The sequence below is a fragment of the Curtobacterium sp. MCBD17_026 genome, from assembly GCF_003234895.2.
Taxonomy (GTDB): Bacteria; Actinomycetota; Actinomycetes; order Actinomycetales; family Microbacteriaceae; genus Curtobacterium; species Curtobacterium flaccumfaciens.
This window is the reverse complement of record NZ_CP126281.1, coordinates 2,196,548-2,211,299: the sequence shown is the minus strand read 5'-3', so window position 1 is coordinate 2,211,299 and position 14,752 is coordinate 2,196,548. Positions and strand designations below refer to the sequence as shown.

Here is a 14,752-nt window from a genome sequence, read left to right as displayed (position 1 = left end):
GGCTACAGCCTCCGGGCTGGTCGGAGCACGACGAAGGCGATGAGCCAGTTTCTCGGTGCTTTGAGTGGGTCCGTTGAAGACGGCTGGGGGTTCGAGGAGTTTTTGGCGTTCGCGCGCCGGTTTGCCGACTTGTTCAGGGATACGCCCGATCCGAGCGATGAGGTCATCAAAGGACTCTGGGGTGAGTTGCGGTTTGTGTCTGAAACGGAGGATCCGCAGGCGCTCCTCCGTGGTTGGCATGCATCGCCTTATTCTGTGTTGGACTTTGAGCTTCCTGCCGTGGCGTTTGAGGTTAAATCGACTGAGTCCGAGTCCTTGAGATTTCATTTTAGAGATCAGCAGCTGAAGGTCCGTCGAGAAGATGGTTGGGTTGTTGTGGTGAGTCTCTATCGTTCCGAGAGCGGAGTGTCCATTCTTGATCTGCTGGCTCGGCTGTCGGTCCGTTTGTCACCAACGGATTATCAGCAGGCCCTTTCTAAATCAGTAGATGTGCTGGGCTCGGCCCTCCTCGGGGTGGGGCACATCAAGTTCGACCTCCGCCCGTTCGGTATACAACTCACGCGCATGGAGTCGCTTCCCGTTATCGGGAGCATTCCCTCCTCCGTCAGCAACGTGTCGTTCATTCAGGACCTGAATGGCTTGGATGAATCTGGCTGGCGAGGATTAGATACGGTCCCCGCGCTCCTCCGTTAGGCCAGCGAGTCTCATTCTGGTTTGAGGCTGAGTTGCGCTGCTCTGGCAAAGTGGTGAACCCTTGGCCCAAGGCGATCATCCATGGGGTAGTCATTCCGCTGAGAAATGTCGAAACCCTCAGCTGTGCGTGTGGGGAGGGAGGCTGCCTCTACGTGTTTTTCAATGATGATCGCGGTGGTTTCGGTGTGCTATTGCAGGCTAGCGCCTTACGCGCGCGAGGCAGACGTTAGCGTTTCTCAGGTCGCGGGACGAGGTTCGGTCGACGATCTGACTTCGAGCCGCGACTCCTGGCGAACTTTCGCCTCCAGAGCAGCCCGCACCGACTCCGACACCCCGAACAACAACGTCGCCACGAACCCCACGACGTACGCCACCACGAGCCCTGACCCGTACCCGAGCAGTGCCCACCCGTACCCGGACGAGCCGTTCAGCAGCGGGATCAGCGACAGGTCCGAGGCCCCGATGGCGATCGCTCCGACGGAGTGCCCGAGCTGGTCGAACAGCCCGACGACACCACCACCGAACGCTCCTCCGATGCACGCGGTGATGAACGGCCGACCGAGGGGGAGCGTCACGCCGTAGATCAGGGGCTCGCCGACACCGAGGAACCCGGCCGGCAGCGCACCCCGAATGGTCAGCACGAGCGAGGCGTTCGACCGGAACCGCACCCACAGCGCGATGCACGCACCGATCTGCCCGGCGCCACCCATCGCCAGCACGGGCAACAGCACGGTCCACCCGGTCTGGTCGATCAGAGTGGTGTGGATCGGGATGAGCCCCTGGTGCATGCCGGTCATGACGAGGGGCAGGAAGAGACCTCCGAGCACGAAGCCGGCGAAGGCCCCACCGTTCGCGAGCAGCCAGGTCGCAGCGGTCCCGATCGCGACCGAGACGACACCGGCGACGGACATGAGCACGCCGAGGGTGATCGAACCGGCAACGAGCACTGTGACGGTCGGCACGACGATGAGCGCGATGACGTCCGGCGTGACCCGGCGCATGAACCGCTCGACGGAGGCGGCGAGGATGCCGCCGGCCAGCGCACCGAGCACACCGCCCTGCCCGGGAGCCAGGGTCTCGCCGAACACCGTGACGTTCGCGACGCCGGCCGCGACGATGATGCCGCCGACCGCGCCGCCGAGGATGGGCGTGCCGCCGAACTCCTTCGCGGCGTTCATCCCGACGAACACGGCGAGCAGGGACAGGAAGCCGGACGAGAGCACACCGAGGAACGGGGTCACCCCGGGCACCCACCCCAGGTTCGTCAGGATGCCGTTGATCCCGGCGATCAGCCCGCAGGCGATCAGTGCGGGGATGAGCGGGATGAAGATCGCGGAGATCTTCCGGATCGCGCGCATGGTGCGGCCGTCGGACCGAGCCCGCGCTGCTGCCTTGATCTCGGCTCCGCGAGCCGCGAGTTCTTCAGGTGAGGACCCACCAGCCGCAGCCGACGGGGCGGCCGCGCGCAGGGCCTCCAGGCCGTCGGCCACGCGGTCGACGAGACCCGGGCCGAGCACGATCTGCAGGTTGGAGCCGGCCGCGATGGCGGCCATGACGCCGTCGGTGGCCTTCAGATCGTCGAGCGCAACGGAGGAGTCGGATACGACCTCGACCCGTAGGCGGGTCATGCAGTTCTCGACGTCGGCGATGTTCGCGGAACCGCCGACGGCGTCGAGGATCTGCTGGGCGAGTTGCTGGGCATCGGGCATGGGGTGCTCCTCGGGGGAGGGGAAACGAACGGGGAAACGGGGGTCTACAGCACGGCGCGCAATGAGCCAGCAGCAGCATCGAGGCGAGCACGCACGTCGGCAGCGGAGGCGCCGGTCAGGATCACGGCGATGGCGGTCTTCACCTCGCCGTCCGAGGCGTCGAGTGCCGCCTGGACCTCGGTCGAGGCAGCGCCGGTGACGTCCTGCACGAGCGAGAACGCCCGGGCGACGAGCTTCGCGTTCGTCGCCCGCACGTCGACCATGCGGTTGCCGTACGTCTTGTGGCTGCGCACCATCGCGAGCGTGGTGAGCATGTTCAACACGAGCTTCTGCGCGGTGCCCGCCTTCAGGCGGGTCGAGCCGGCGATGAACTCGGGGCCGACGACGACGTCGATGGCGATGTCCGCCTCACGCCCCGCGGCCGAGTCCGGGTTGCACGCGACGGAGACCGACAGGGCGGAGCGGCGCCGGGCCTCCAGGATGGCCGCGATGACGTAGGGCGTCCTGCCGGACGCGCTGATCCCGACGACCACGTCGTCGGCCGTCAGGCCGAGCGCGTCGAGGTCGCGGACGGCGGCTGCTTCGTCGTCCTCCGCGCCCTCCACCGCGGTGGTCAGGGCGGGGTCGCCGCCGGCGATCACGCCGACCACCTGGCTCGGGTCGGTGCCGAAGGTGGGCGGGCACTCGCTGGCATCGAGGACGCCGAGCCGGCCCGGCGTGCCGGCGCCGACGTAGACGAGTCGGCCGCCGCGCGCGAACGCTGCGGCGATCGAGTCGGCCGCCAGGGCGATGGCCGGGAGGCACGGCTCCAGTGCCGCAGGCACGCTGCGGTCTCCGGCGTTCATGCGCTGGGCAGCTTCCAGCGTGGAGATCGTGTCGATGTCGTCCAGCGAGTGGTCGGTCGCCTCGGTGGTGAGGGCCGCGAGTTCGTCGCGGAGGGCGTCGTGGGTTTCGTGCGTCTGGTTCATGGTGGTGCTCAGTTCCGGTGGTGGGTGCGGACGGTGTCGCGGCTGCGGGCGAGGAGCGGCTGGGAGCGCTCGTCGGTGCGCTGCGCGACGACGATGAACAGGGTGTCGACGATGGCGAGCTGGCTCATCCGGCTGCCCATGGCTGCGGGGCGCAGGGCGCTCTCGGCACCGGCGACACCGAGCAGGACGTGATCGGCGGTGGTGGCGAGCGGGGCGGCGGCGTGGCCGGTGATCGCGATGATCGTGGCGTGCTGGGCTCGGGCGGCGTGAGCGACCTCGAGAGTCTCCACGGTGGAGCCCGAGTGGCTGACGAGCACCAGGACGTCGTGCTCGCCGATCACGCTCGCCAGGGTCAGCGCGTTGTGCGGGTCGTCAGCGATCGAGCTGATGATGCCGATGCGTTCGAGCTTGAGGTGCAGGTCTCGGGCGACGATGCCGCTCGCGCCGACGCCGTACAGGACGACGCGGCGGGCCTCGCTCACTGCTGCGGCCGCTGCTTCAAGGGCGTGCGGGTCGAGTGCGGCGCGGGTGTCGGCCATCACCGCTCGGACGTCCTCGGTGACCTTCGCGATCACGGTGGCGACGTCGTCGTCGACCGCGACACCGGCGTGGATCTCGGTGGATTCACGCTCGTGGATCCCGCGTTCGACGGCCCGGGTCATGCTGCGCTGCAGGGCGGCGAAGTTCGCGAAGCCCAGGTGCTGGGCGAACCGGGAGACGGTGGCGGGGGAGACCCCGGCTCGGCCGGCGAGGTCGGTGGCGTTGGTGGTGGCCGCGGCTGCCGGGTCGTCGAGGACGGCGTCGGCGATGGCGCGCATGCTCGACGGCATGCTCGCCGACTGGGTGCGGACGAGGGCGAAGGCGTCGGCGCGCTCGGACCGCTCGGTGGTCGTCATCCTGCTATGAAAGCTTCTTTCGCGGGCGAGCGCCAGTGCTGAAAGTGAATTGCGTGTTAGGTGGTCAGCGCTGGCGAGTGGGTGGCTCGGTGGCTGCTGCCTGCACGTAACGTCGGGCAGCCCGGGTCTGGCGGAGGAGGAGCGGCGTGAAGACGACGGCCGCCAGGAGGAGTGCGCCGCAGAGGACCCGACCGAACCCCGCGGTGAAGGGGTCGTCGTCGACGAGGTTCGGGAGCTGTGGCCCGGCGATGCCGAGGTAGAGCAGCAGGAACTGGCCGAGCGCGATCGGTTGGGAGACGGCGCGGAGACGGGCGAGGTCGAACGCCCGTCGTGCGAGGTCGGAGTCGGGCGGCTCGATCGGAGCCCGCTTGGCGATCGCCTGCGAGACGGTCTTGCGGCCGGAGCGCGAGAGTCCTCCGAGAGGCGCCTGCATCTGAGGGGTCAGGCGGAGGGTGGTGGCGATCATCGAGAACGCCCCGGCGAGTCCGCCGACAGCCGCCGTGCACCCGACGACCACGAGCAGCCGTCCTGGTCCAGCGCCCACGCGCTCGAGTACGACACCGAAGATCCCGCCGACCACGGCTCCGGCCAGGGCGATCCAGACCGTGCGGCGCCAGGCTCGGCGGGCAATCGCTTCGGGCGTCTCTGATCCCTCCGTCACGGTCGTCATACGACGGAGGCCGGAGTGGTCGTGCGGCGTTCGTTCTCGGCCGTGGCGGCTTCCGTGTAGCGCCGAGCTCGGCGGCCTCGGACGACCAGCAACGGTACGAGGAACACGACTTCGATGACGAAGAGCGCCAGGAAGATCCGGCTGATGATCGCGCTGCCATCGCCGGTGACGACCCGGGCGAACTGGGGAGCGGCCGCTCCTGCGAACAGCAGGAGGTTCTGGACGAGGATCAGCCCGTTGAACGCGGCGGTCCCGCGAGCAAGGGTGAGCGCGCGGTGCTGCAGCTCCGGGCCCGCGTCGTCCGCAAGCGGAACACCCGAGCGGATGGCGCTCTTGATGACCTTGCGACGGTCTCTCGTCAGGTCCTCGGTCGCCTGCGTGATGATCGACGACGCGCGCGCACTGGCGGGGAGCAGCGAGAGCATTCCGGCCAGGCCGACCAGCACGGCGACGCACGTGAAGATCGCCAGGGCGACGGTCCAACCGTCCTCGTGCCGCGAGGTTGCCCAACCTGCCACTGCCCCTGCGACCGCGGCGATCGACACGACCAGGGCGGTGCGACGCCAGGCACGCCGGATGGTTCGTTCGTCTTCCCCCACCCGCTCACCCTACGGGGCGGGGCGCAGCCGCGTTCTGGAGCCGAGCACCTGTCGGACGCTGGCGGTGCGGTCGAGGTGAGGCGGGCCTCCAGGCCGGACGCCGTCAGGCGACGCCGCGACGCGGACGGAAGATCCCTGCGCGCACCAGCCACACGTAGAGCAGGCAGCCGATGCAGACGTCGAAGACGGCGTTGAGGAACGCGGCGACCAGTGCGACCGCGGCACCGATCGGGGCGGCGTACGGCACGCCGAGCAGTGCGAGGAGCAGGGCGACCGCGGTCACGAACAGGCCGACCTGCTGGGCGAAGGTCGGGGGTTCCGGAGCCTCGAGTTCGGCGGGCGGGGCGAGGCGTGGGCGGACGACCCGTCGGAAGAGTGCGCCGTAGGGGTGTCGGCGGATGCCGGCGATGCCTCCGACGGCGAACAGCACGACGATGACCGCGAGCAGCACGATGCCGGCGACCCACGTCTCGGGGATCAGCGTGAGGATGATCGTCGCGGCGAGGAGCACCGTGGTGATGGCGGCGCCGAAGCGTGGGGAGCGCGGGTCGATGCCGCGTGTGGTGTCGGTCGTGGTGGTCATCGGGACTCCTGGGTGCCGGTGGTTCCTGGGGTGCCTGTGCTGCGTGTGGTTCCTGCGGTGAGGACGGTGTCGAGGGCTGCGGCGAGCTCGGGTGGGCGGGGTGGGCCTCCGAAGCGGGTGCGAACGGTCCGGGAACCGTCGACGAGCAGGACCGTGGGGGTCTGCAGGACGCTGAAGCGGCTCGCCAGTCCGGGGTGCTGGGCGAGGTCGATCTCCAGCCGGGTGACGCCGTCGTGCCGGGCGGCGAGGGAGTCCAGGTGCCGGGCCGTCGCGGGGCAGCGGGCGCAGGTCGGAGTGGAGAACTGGACGAGGGTGGCACGCGTGCCGAAGGCTGTCGGCGGGGCGAGGTCGGCGACCGTCCCGGCGTCGCCCGGTGCCGTCGTGGTCCGTGCGCGGCCGGTCTTCGCGCGCAGGAGCAGACCGAGCGCCGTGGCGAGTGCGAGGACTCCCACGAGCACGGCGACGGCCAGGATGACGGTCATGCCGTGACGGTACGTGGTTCGGCAGCGTTCCGGGCCAACGTGACCGAACGTGACGGGGGCAGGTGTCGGGGCGTGGTTCGTCGGCCGTGGGCCGTGGGCCGTGGGCAGTGGGCCGCGGGCAGTGGGCCTCGGGCCTTTGGTCTTTGGTCTTTGGTCTTTGGTCTTGGGTCTTGGGTCTTGGGTCTTGGGTCTTGGTCTTGGTCTTGGTCTTTGGTCTTTGGTCTTTGGTCTTTGGTCTTAGGTCTCCGGTCTTGGTTCGGGTCTCATCCGCTGTCGCTGGACCGACCTCTGCCTCGCTTGAATAGGCATACTTTTCAAGGCAACGGGCCACGGCTTGGCGGCGCGGTACCCGTCCGCGTGGATGTCGGCGTGCGTCCCGCATGCTGGCGAACGGCAAAGCGGCGCGCTCAGACGCGTCGGAGCAGCCGGGCGACGGCGCCCTGCAACAGCAACAGCAGCGCCCAGAGCAGGCCGATGCTCGGGAACACCACCGACAAGACCAGCGCGGTCGACAGCAGTCCGGCGGCGATGAGCCCCCGCGCGGAGTCGCCCAGCGGTGTGGCGAGCAACTCGGGGTTCCGTCGGAGCACGAGTTCGATGGCGGTGAGCGCCAGGCTCGTCACGACCATGCTGCCGAGGTAGAGCGCGTGGGCCACACGGTCGTCGTTCTCGCCGCTGTTGAGCAGGTTGGCGGCGAACGGCAGGAACACGATGCTGATGAGCCAGACGAAGTTCAGCTGCATGATCCGCGGGTTGTAGGACCGGACGTGCTCGAACACCTGGTGGTGGAGGATCCAGAAGCGCGAGATCAACCAGAAGGTGATGAGGAACTCGAGTAGCGCGGGCCAGTGCTGGCGGAGCAGGTCGCCGGCGCTCTCGCCCGAGGACATCTCGCTGGCGATGTCGACCAGCGGCAGGATCAGCAGCGTGATGGCGATCGCGACGGTGGCGTCGGAGAAGTTCACCAGGCGGTCGAGTCCGCGGTCCGTGCGGGCGTGCTCGGTGCGTGCGTGCTCCGTCATGGGGTGAGTGTAGGGAGTGCACGGGCCGCCGCCCTAGCATCGGGGCGTGAGCTTCGACGTGACACCCGGGCGGTACCGGCACTTCAAGGGGAACGACTACGAGGTCGTCCTGGTCGCCCGTGACGTGGAGACCGAGGAGCCGGTGGTCGTGTACCAGGCGCTGTACGGCGAACGGGGTCACTGGGTTCGCACGCTCGCCGACTTCACTGCACACGTCACCCGCGACGGGTACGACGGGCCGCGGTTCGTCCCGGTCGGCCGCTGACGGCCCGAGCAACCGGTGTCGGCGCTCGCCCCTAGGCTTTCAGCGCACCGGAGAGCAAGGGGGAGCGCATGCAGATCGGCGTCGACGGGCACGTGCTGCTCAGCCCGAGTGACCTGAGCACGTGGTCGACCTGCGAGTGGGCGTTCCTCCGCCGGCTCGACGCCAAGCTCGGTCGCGGGGAAGCCCTGCCGGACGTGCACGACGACATGCTCGAGCGCACCGCCCGACTGGGGGACCAGCACGAGCTCGACTACCTCGACATCCTCAAGCAGACCCGCGACGTCGTCGAGTTCGACCGCCCCGCCCCGCCGGACTACGCACGCGCCGCCGCCGAAGCGCGCCAGACCTTCGCCGACGGCGCCGACGTGCTGTACCAGCCGACGTTCCACGCAGCTCCGACGGCCGACGCCCCCGGGTTCATCGGCTTCGCGGACTTCATCATCCGCAACGACCGGGGCGAGTACGAGGTCTACGACACCAAGCTCGCCCGCCACGCCAAGATCAGCGCCCTGCTGCAGCTCGCCGCGTACGCCGAGCAGATGCAGGCGCACGGCATCCCGACCGGTCAGCAGGTGCACCTGGTGCTCGGCGACCGGACGACGACCACGCACGACCTCGCCGACATCGCGCCGGTGTACCGCACGCAGCGCGCCGAACTGCAGCGGGTCATCGCCGAGCGCATGGCCGCCGACGAGTCACTGCAGTGGGGTGACCCGCGCTACTCCTCGTGTGGCCGATGCGACGTCTGCTCAACCCAGGTCGCCGAACACCGCGACCTCGTCCTCGTCGCGGGCATGCGCCTGGACCAGCGCGCGAAGCTGATCAAGCACGAGGTGCGGACGATCGACGACCTGGCGGTCCGCACCCGGGCAGTGCCGGGCTTGTCCCGCGCGACGCAGGATCGGCTGGTGCGTCAGGCGAGCCTCCAGATCGAGACGGAAGGCGCCCGACGGAAGGGCGCCGACGGGCCGGACCAACCCGTCAAGCCGCGCTTCGAGGTCCTCGACGCCCGCGCGCTCGACGCGATCCCGGCACCCGACCCGGGCGACGTGTTCTTCGACTTCGAGGGCGACCCGCTGCACACCGAGGACGGCGTGCACTGGGGCCTCGACTACCTGTTCGGCCTGGTCGACGACCGCGCCGAGTTCACCGCGTTCTGGGCACACACGATCCGCGACGAACGCACCGCGCTCGAAGGCTTCCTCGCCTTCATCGATGAGCGCCGCCAGCGGTACCCCGGCATGCACATCTACCACTACGCGGCCTACGAGCGGACGCACCTGCTGTCGCTCGCCGCCCGCCACGGCGTGGGTGAGGACGCCGTCGACGATCTGCTGCGAGCCGGCGTCCTGGTCGACCTGTACCCGATCGTCCGCAAGGCCCTGGTCGTCGGCAGCCACAGCTACTCCATCAAGAAGCTCGAGCCGCTGTACATGGGGTCGGACCTGCGCGAGAGCGACGTCACGAACGCCGCGGACAGCATCACCGCCTACGTCGACGCGATCGAGGAACTCCGGAACGGCGACGCCGCCGAGGGGCAGCGGATGCTCGACCAGGTCGCCGACTACAACGCCTACGACTGCCGCTCGACCCTGCGCCTGCGCGACTGGCTGCGTTCGCTGCGCACCGACGACCGCGATGCGGCCGACCCGGCGCTCGAGCTCGAGGTCCCACCGATCCCCGTCGAGCGCGAGCCCAATCCGGTGTACGTCGCCCTGGCTGCGCAGCTCGAGGACGTCGACGCCCTCGACCGGACGCCCGACCAGACCGCGTTGGCGCTCGCCGCAGCCGCGATCGACTACCACCGCCGCGAGGCCAAGACCTTCTGGCAGGACCACTTCGACCGCCTGCGGAACCCGGTCGACGACTGGGCCGACACGCGTGACGTCCTGGTCGTGGAGCGGGCGTCCGTCGAACGCGACTGGGACACGCTGCCGCGTGCCCGCTCGAAGTCGCGGGAACTCCGGTTGTCGGGGACGCTCGCGCCCGGTTCGCGGCTCCGGCCTGGAGGCACGCCCCACCTGGTCTACGACGACCCGCTTCCGCCATCGGTCGTGTCTCCGGGCCCCGGGTCGAAGGGTGCGTCGTCGCGCGCCGTGATCGTGGACGTCTGGGACAACGGCGATGCCGTCGAGGTCCTCGTGAAAGAGGGACTTCCTGTCGGTGGCGAGCCGCACCACGAGTTCCCCGTGGCCCTCGCCCCATCGGCACCGCCCCGCGCGAAGCCCCAGCCGGAGGCGATCGCGTGGTGGGGTCAGGCCGTACTCGACGAGTTGCCGGCGATGCTGCCCGACCCTGCGCTCGACCTGCTGCGCCGGGTGCCCCCTCGTGGCCAGATCGTCCCGGTGCAGGGCGACGACACGGTGTCGGCCGTCGTGTCGACCCTGCTCGGTCTCGACCGGTCGTACCTGGCGATCCAGGGCCCTCCCGGCACGGGCAAGACCTACGTCGGCTCGAACGTCGTCGCCCGGCTCGTCCGCGAGTACGGCTGGCGCGTCGGGGTCGTCGGGCAGTCCCACGCGACGTCGGAGAACTTCCTGACCTCGGTCGTGAACGCCGGCGTCCCCGCGGACCGGGTCGTGAAGGTGCCGAAGTCCGGCGCGACCGAGGACGAGCTCGACGCCGCAGCCTGGACCCCCGTGAAGAACGGTGCCGCGGTCGCCGCCTTCCTGTCCTCGTGCGAGGCCTCGGGCACCGGCGGTGTCGTCGGTGGCACGGCGTGGACCTTCGCGAACGAGTCCACGATCGAGCGTCGTTCGCTCGACCTGCTCGTGGTCGACGAGGCCGGGCAGTTCTCCCTCGCACCGACCATCGCGTCGTCGGTCGCCGCGACCCGGCTCCTGCTGCTCGGGGATCCCCAGCAGCTGCCCCAGGTGTCGCAGGGCTCGCACCCGGAGCCCGTCGACGAGTCCGCGCTCGGCTGGCTCGCTGACGGACAACACGTCCTGCCGCCCGAGTTCGGCTACTTCCTCGCCCGCACCCGCCGCATGGAGCCCGCGCTGACCGAATCCGTCTCGGCCCTGTCCTACGACGGGCAGCTCGCCTCGATGGTCTCCGGGCGGCACCTCGACGGCATCGACGCGGGTGTGCACCCCGTGCCGGTCGTGCACGCGGGCAACACGACGTCCTCTGCTGAAGAGGCCGCCCGGGTCGTCGCCCTCGTCGGTGACGTCGTCGGCCGCACCTGGACAGACGGCTCCGACACCCGTACCCTGACCGACGAGGACGTCATCGTGGTGGCGCCGTACAACGCACAGGGGGCACTGATCCGGCAGGAGCTCGACCGCGCGGGCTTCACCGGCACCCAGGTCGGCACGGTCGACCTGTTCCAGGGCCGAGAGGCCGTCGTGTCGATCGTGTCCCTGGCAGCGTCGAGCGCGGCGGACATCCCACGCGGCCTCGACTTCCTGCTCATGCCGAACCGGTTGAACGTGGCGATCTCGCGGGCGAAGTGGGCGGCGTACCTCGTGCACTCACCGGCGCTGACCACGGGGCTGCCCCCGTCGATCGCGGGCTTGTCCCTGTTGTCCCGCTTCATCGAGCTCGTCGAACCGCGCCGCTGACCGCCGGGAAGTCAGCCCGACTCGACGGTGCCGATGGTGGAGCTGTAGGTCGCCACCGCCCCGAACCGCGCTCCGATGATCGTGACGGTCCACGCGGTGCCGTCCGGCGCGACGGAGTACAGGACGCGTGCGCCATCAGGAACGGCAGCGAGCCCGGTGCCGTCGGGCAGGAGGATCCGCTCCGGCGCGGTCAGCCCGACGGACAGAGTCGACGGGTACGGACCGGTGCCGAACCTCTGCTCCATGACGAAGGCGAGCGTGCCGGCGCTCTGTACGACGGACGACCGCTCGGTCTCGACAGTCGCCGGAGCTGGCGGCGCGGCAGGTTCCGGCGTCGCTGCCGGAACAGCAGACTCCACCGGAACAGCGACGGCCGGGCGTTGCGGGACCGCCACCGTCCCGACGACAGCGCTCCGGCCGTCGAGGGGGAGCGAGAGTGCTGGCAGGTGGACACCGGTACCCGCCAGAGCAGACCCGATGACCGCGTACGCCATGAGCGCCGTCCCGACGCTGCCGAGGATCGCACCTCCGCGACCGAACGCCCGCGCCGCGGCCGAGCCCCATCGTGCGGTCTTGACCGCCTGCACGCCGAAGACGATCGCCGAGATGCCGATCGTCGAGACGATGAAGCCCGTCTGGATCCCGGACCGTTGCGGCTCGACGAGTGCGATCACCACGCTGCCGAGGCCGAGCAGCATCGCAAGGGTCGCGAACGCCCAGGGCCTCGTGCGCCTGCGCGGCTTCGCGTTCAGCAGCGGTGATGGCGCGTTGAGTGTCGGCAGCCGGCGAGGACCGCTTCGCGAGGGCCCTGACGAGTACTCCGGAGGGGACCAATCTCGTGGTCCTGGCCCGCCCAACGGCATCGTCGTTCCCCCGTCCGCTCAGTCCGACGGACCCATCCTGATGGGCAACGTCGACGTGAGCGATCCCCAGAACTGGGTTGACGGGTTGGCCATGCCTGAACACTGCGGACCGGTACGATCCCGGGCTCCCGACGCTTGATTGGTATGCCTATTCAAGCGTTCGTCGAGTGGCGACGGCGTGCCGCCGGCACCTGCCCCCGCACTCGCTCGGAAGGGGCATCAGTCGTCGGCAGTCGGGACGCCACCCTGAATCTGCACTCGCATCTCGGCGAGGACGTCGGCGTGCAGGAAGTTCGCTTCGGCCGCACTGGTGGGATCGACCACGATGCCGAACTCCTCGGGCAGCGCGGACACGAGTTCGGACATCGGCACCGGACGCCCCTCGGCGTCGGGCAAACCGGCGGCGAGTTCGCCCGGGTCGGTGAAGACGGGCACGAACGGCTTGTGCCGGATCATGACGTGGGCGACGCTGCCGGCCTCTGGAGTGCCCGCCGCCTTCCAGGGGACCCACGCCGCGCTGCGCAGGAAGCCCGCCGGCGAGGCGGCCATCCTGCGTCGCAGTTCGGCAGACGCGGTCGGCGGGGCCTTGTCGACGCCTCGGCCGAAAGCTGATCCGTTCGTCTCATCGGTACTCACGCCACCCATGCTGTCACGGTCGGCGGAAACGGCGGGGCCGAGCCGCGCCTCCAGGCCGTGCCCGGCGCACGCGGACGTGCGCCGGGCGTCGAGGTCGCGTACCCGGGCTGGTTGCCGATGCCCCGGACGCCAGGGATCGCCCAGGGCAGCGCCGACCTCAGCTCGCGGTGATCGAACCCGTCGCTGCGATGGTGCCCGCCATGATGACGACCATCGTCGCGGCCTCGATCTCCTCGAGCACAGCCTTCACCGCCGGGCTCGCCCAGGTGCCCGAGGTGATCTCCTTGAGCAGGTCCTTGTCGACGGCACCGAACTGCTTGCGCAGGGTGTTCGTCGCGTCGAGCAAGCCGATCACCGCGGCGGAGAACGGCGTGGGTCCTGCCCGGCCAGCCAGCACGTCCGCGATGCCCGATCGCAGCAGCGCCTCCGGGGCTCCGTCCCGCTCCGGGTGCTTCGTGGTGGGGAAGAGGCCGAGCACCTTCCCCTGCTCGATGCTGATGACGCCGAGCTCGACGAGTCCGGCGAACACGTCGTCGCGCAGCTGGCGCTTGCCGAGTCGGCTCACCCACCACTTCGCCTTGCGCGGTGCACCGGCCGCCGCGATGGAGCCGACCACGCCGTCGAGCACGGGGTCACCCGTTGCGGCGCCGTTCACGACGGCGACGAGTCCGTCCTGCAGCGAGACGGCGCCGCGCAGCGCGAGGTCGGCGAGGACCGCCCCCGCGAGACCCGTGTCGAGCGTCGAACCGTCAAGAGCGTGGCGTCCGTCGGGCTCGACCTGGAGGAGCGCGAACGCCTGCGGGACCGTGAGTTGCTCAGCCATGCCCGCAGCCTGCCACGCGGGGCGGATGTGCGCCGGGACTCCGGGCCGACACCCAGCGGCGGCAGCCAGCCCGACGTCAGCAGGCGTCCAGCACCCGCACCATCGCGTCCCGCTCCGCCGGAGCCACCCACAGGCGGTACTTCGCCTTCACCGTGACCTGGTGCTCGACGTAGGTGCAGCGGAACGCCTTGTTCGCGGGGAGCCAGGTCGCCGCGTCGCCGGAGCCCTTCTGCGAGTTGGACCGCCCGTCGACGGCGAACAGGTTCGCCGGGTCGTTCGCCAGCGCCTGCCGCTCGGCCTCGGTGAGCTGCTGAGCCCCGGTGCGCCAGGCGTTCTCGAGCGCGACGACGTGGTCGATCTGCACGAGGGTCGAGGTCGTGTTACCGCGCACGAAGTCCACCGTCGCACCGCTGTACGGCGAGACGAGGGTGCCGGTGAGCACTTTGCAGCGGCCCTCGCGGGTGATGTCGGCGAGGTCGCGGGCGAGGACGTCGTTCCGGGTGTCGCACCCGTTGCGGTCGACGTCGAGCCAGGCGCTACCGAAGTCGCCGGTGCGGTCGTAGCCGGTGCCGGCTGCCTTGCCCTTGACGGGCAGGTCGGCGAGCTGCGTGCGTGCGCGGACCGCGTCGGCGTCGGTTCCGCGGCTGACGGTCGGACTGGAGGCGGGGGTCGCCCCCGACGACGCCTGCTGCGGTCCGATGGTGGTCGTCTCCCCGGCCGTGGGACCGCCCGCCGCGGTCGTTCCCCCCTCGGTCGTGCCCGCCGCGTCGGCGTCCGGTCCGAGGGCGCCGGACGCTTCGAGCGCGTACCCGCCGACGGCGAGGGCCAGGACGACGAGGACGGAGGTCAGCGTGATGCGGCTGCGGCGTCGGCGGGACGTCATGCGGTGGGACTCCAGGTGGTGCGGGCGGATCGGTGGTGCGGGCGGAACGGTGGTGCGGGCGGAACGGTGGTGCGGGGCGGAACGGTGGTGCGGCGGT

Annotated in this window: 15 protein-coding genes; 3 read left to right on the top strand and 12 right to left on the bottom strand. The window is 70.1% G+C overall.

Annotation, left to right across the window (positions count from 1 at the left end; all coding sequences use genetic code 11):
• Positions 1–39: 39 nt before the first annotated feature.
• Positions 40–693 (top strand): PD-(D/E)XK motif protein, encoded by a 654-nt coding sequence (locus DEI85_RS10410; protein WP_181436407.1) that lies wholly within the window; start codon positions 40–42, stop codon positions 691–693.
• Between the two features lie 236 nt (positions 694–929).
• On the opposite strand, the gene DEI85_RS10405 is transcribed toward DEI85_RS10410, so the two are convergent.
• The 8 genes from DEI85_RS10405 to DEI85_RS10370 all read right to left on the bottom strand — a co-directional run bounded on the left by DEI85_RS10405 (position 930) and on the right by DEI85_RS10370 (position 7,622).
• Complete coding sequence (locus tag DEI85_RS10405) at positions 930–2,402, bottom strand: PTS transporter subunit EIIC (RefSeq protein ID WP_111123894.1); 1,473 nt, start codon at positions 2,400–2,402, stop codon at positions 930–932.
• A gap of 44 nt (positions 2,403–2,446) precedes the next feature.
• Positions 2,447–3,370, bottom strand: coding sequence for an N-acetylmuramic acid 6-phosphate etherase (gene murQ / locus DEI85_RS10400; RefSeq protein ID WP_111123895.1), 924 nt, complete (start codon positions 3,368–3,370; stop codon positions 2,447–2,449).
• Positions 3,371–3,378: 8 nt separating this feature from the next.
• On the bottom strand, positions 3,379–4,266 hold the full coding sequence (locus tag DEI85_RS10395; protein ID WP_111123896.1) for a MurR/RpiR family transcriptional regulator: 888 nt from the start codon (positions 4,264–4,266) through the stop codon (positions 3,379–3,381).
• Positions 4,267–4,330: 64 nt separating this feature from the next.
• Positions 4,331–4,936, bottom strand: coding sequence for a hypothetical protein (locus tag DEI85_RS10390; RefSeq protein WP_111123897.1), 606 nt, complete (start codon positions 4,934–4,936; stop codon positions 4,331–4,333).
• The gene (locus tag DEI85_RS10385; protein ID WP_111123898.1) at positions 4,933–5,535 is read right to left on the bottom strand and encodes a hypothetical protein; all 603 of its coding nucleotides are present in this window, start codon (positions 5,533–5,535) and stop codon (positions 4,933–4,935) included. Before DEI85_RS10385 ends, DEI85_RS10390 begins: the two co-directional genes overlap by 4 nt.
• A gap of 103 nt (positions 5,536–5,638) precedes the next feature.
• On the bottom strand, positions 5,639–6,118 hold the full coding sequence (locus DEI85_RS10380; protein ID WP_111123899.1) for a DUF4395 domain-containing protein: 480 nt from the start codon (positions 6,116–6,118) through the stop codon (positions 5,639–5,641).
• Positions 6,115–6,600, bottom strand: a complete 486-nt coding sequence (locus DEI85_RS10375; RefSeq protein WP_111123900.1) for a thioredoxin family protein — start codon at positions 6,598–6,600, stop codon at positions 6,115–6,117. The genes DEI85_RS10380 and DEI85_RS10375 overlap by 4 nt, the downstream gene beginning before the upstream one ends.
• 407 nt (positions 6,601–7,007) lie before the next feature.
• Positions 7,008–7,622 (bottom strand): TMEM175 family protein, encoded by a 615-nt coding sequence (locus DEI85_RS10370; protein ID WP_111123901.1) that lies wholly within the window; start codon positions 7,620–7,622, stop codon positions 7,008–7,010.
• 46 nt (positions 7,623–7,668) lie between these two features.
• Between DEI85_RS10370 and DEI85_RS10365 the strand changes: the two genes are divergently transcribed.
• Together DEI85_RS10365 and DEI85_RS10360 are read left to right on the top strand one after the other, a co-directional pair.
• Positions 7,669–7,887 carry a DUF1653 domain-containing protein gene (locus DEI85_RS10365; RefSeq protein WP_258376372.1) on the top strand — a complete coding sequence of 73 codons (219 nt, stop codon included), beginning with the start codon at positions 7,669–7,671 and terminating at the stop codon, positions 7,885–7,887.
• Positions 7,888–7,955: 68 nt separating this feature from the next.
• Positions 7,956–11,450 carry a TM0106 family RecB-like putative nuclease gene (locus tag DEI85_RS10360; RefSeq protein WP_111123902.1) on the top strand — a complete coding sequence of 1,165 codons (3,495 nt, stop codon included), beginning with the start codon at positions 7,956–7,958 and terminating at the stop codon, positions 11,448–11,450.
• An 11-nt stretch (positions 11,451–11,461) separates the two neighbouring features.
• Here the strand turns inward: DEI85_RS10360 and DEI85_RS10355 are convergent, their stop codons facing one another.
• The 4 genes from DEI85_RS10355 to DEI85_RS17605 form a co-directional block, all read right to left on the bottom strand.
• The gene (locus tag DEI85_RS10355; protein WP_111123903.1) at positions 11,462–12,148 is read right to left on the bottom strand and encodes a hypothetical protein; all 687 of its coding nucleotides are present in this window, start codon (positions 12,146–12,148) and stop codon (positions 11,462–11,464) included.
• A gap of 384 nt (positions 12,149–12,532) precedes the next feature.
• Complete coding sequence (locus DEI85_RS10350; RefSeq protein WP_181436409.1) at positions 12,533–12,949, bottom strand: SseB family protein; 417 nt, start codon at positions 12,947–12,949, stop codon at positions 12,533–12,535.
• Positions 12,950–13,106: 157 nt separating this feature from the next.
• The gene (locus DEI85_RS10345; protein WP_111123905.1) at positions 13,107–13,772 is read right to left on the bottom strand and encodes a GOLPH3/VPS74 family protein; all 666 of its coding nucleotides are present in this window, start codon (positions 13,770–13,772) and stop codon (positions 13,107–13,109) included.
• A 76-nt stretch (positions 13,773–13,848) separates the two neighbouring features.
• Positions 13,849–14,655, bottom strand: a complete 807-nt coding sequence (locus DEI85_RS17605) for an HNH endonuclease family protein (protein ID WP_349815116.1) — start codon at positions 14,653–14,655, stop codon at positions 13,849–13,851.
• Positions 14,656–14,752: the final 97 nt, after the last annotated feature.

What these genes read in the sequence shown, in the direction of transcription:
- DEI85_RS10410 (WP_181436407.1), top strand. Translation starts at nt 40, where the DNA reads ATGAGCCAGTTTCTCGGTGCTTTGAGTGGGTCCGTTGAAGACGGCTGG.
- DEI85_RS10405 (WP_111123894.1), bottom strand. Translation starts at nt 2,402, where the DNA reads ATGCCCGATGCCCAGCAACTCGCCCAGCAGATCCTCGACGCCGTCGGC.
- murQ (WP_111123895.1), bottom strand. Translation starts at nt 3,370, where the DNA reads ATGAACCAGACGCACGAAACCCACGACGCCCTCCGCGACGAACTCGCG.
- DEI85_RS10395 (WP_111123896.1), bottom strand. Translation starts at nt 4,266, where the DNA reads ATGACGACCACCGAGCGGTCCGAGCGCGCCGACGCCTTCGCCCTCGTC.
- DEI85_RS10390 (WP_111123897.1), bottom strand. Translation starts at nt 4,936, where the DNA reads ATGACGACCGTGACGGAGGGATCAGAGACGCCCGAAGCGATTGCCCGC.
- DEI85_RS10380 (WP_111123899.1), bottom strand. Translation starts at nt 6,118, where the DNA reads ATGACCACCACGACCGACACCACACGCGGCATCGACCCGCGCTCCCCA.
- DEI85_RS10375 (WP_111123900.1), bottom strand. Translation starts at nt 6,600, where the DNA reads ATGACCGTCATCCTGGCCGTCGCCGTGCTCGTGGGAGTCCTCGCACTC.
- DEI85_RS10370 (WP_111123901.1), bottom strand. Translation starts at nt 7,622, where the DNA reads ATGACGGAGCACGCACGCACCGAGCACGCCCGCACGGACCGCGGACTC.
- DEI85_RS10360 (WP_111123902.1), top strand. Translation starts at nt 7,956, where the DNA reads ATGCAGATCGGCGTCGACGGGCACGTGCTGCTCAGCCCGAGTGACCTG.
- DEI85_RS10355 (WP_111123903.1), bottom strand. Translation starts at nt 12,148, where the DNA reads ATGCTGCTCGGCCTCGGCAGCGTGGTGATCGCACTCGTCGAGCCGCAA.
- DEI85_RS10345 (WP_111123905.1), bottom strand. Translation starts at nt 13,772, where the DNA reads ATGGCTGAGCAACTCACGGTCCCGCAGGCGTTCGCGCTCCTCCAGGTC.
- DEI85_RS17605 (WP_349815116.1), bottom strand. Translation starts at nt 14,655, where the DNA reads ATGACGTCCCGCCGACGCCGCAGCCGCATCACGCTGACCTCCGTCCTC.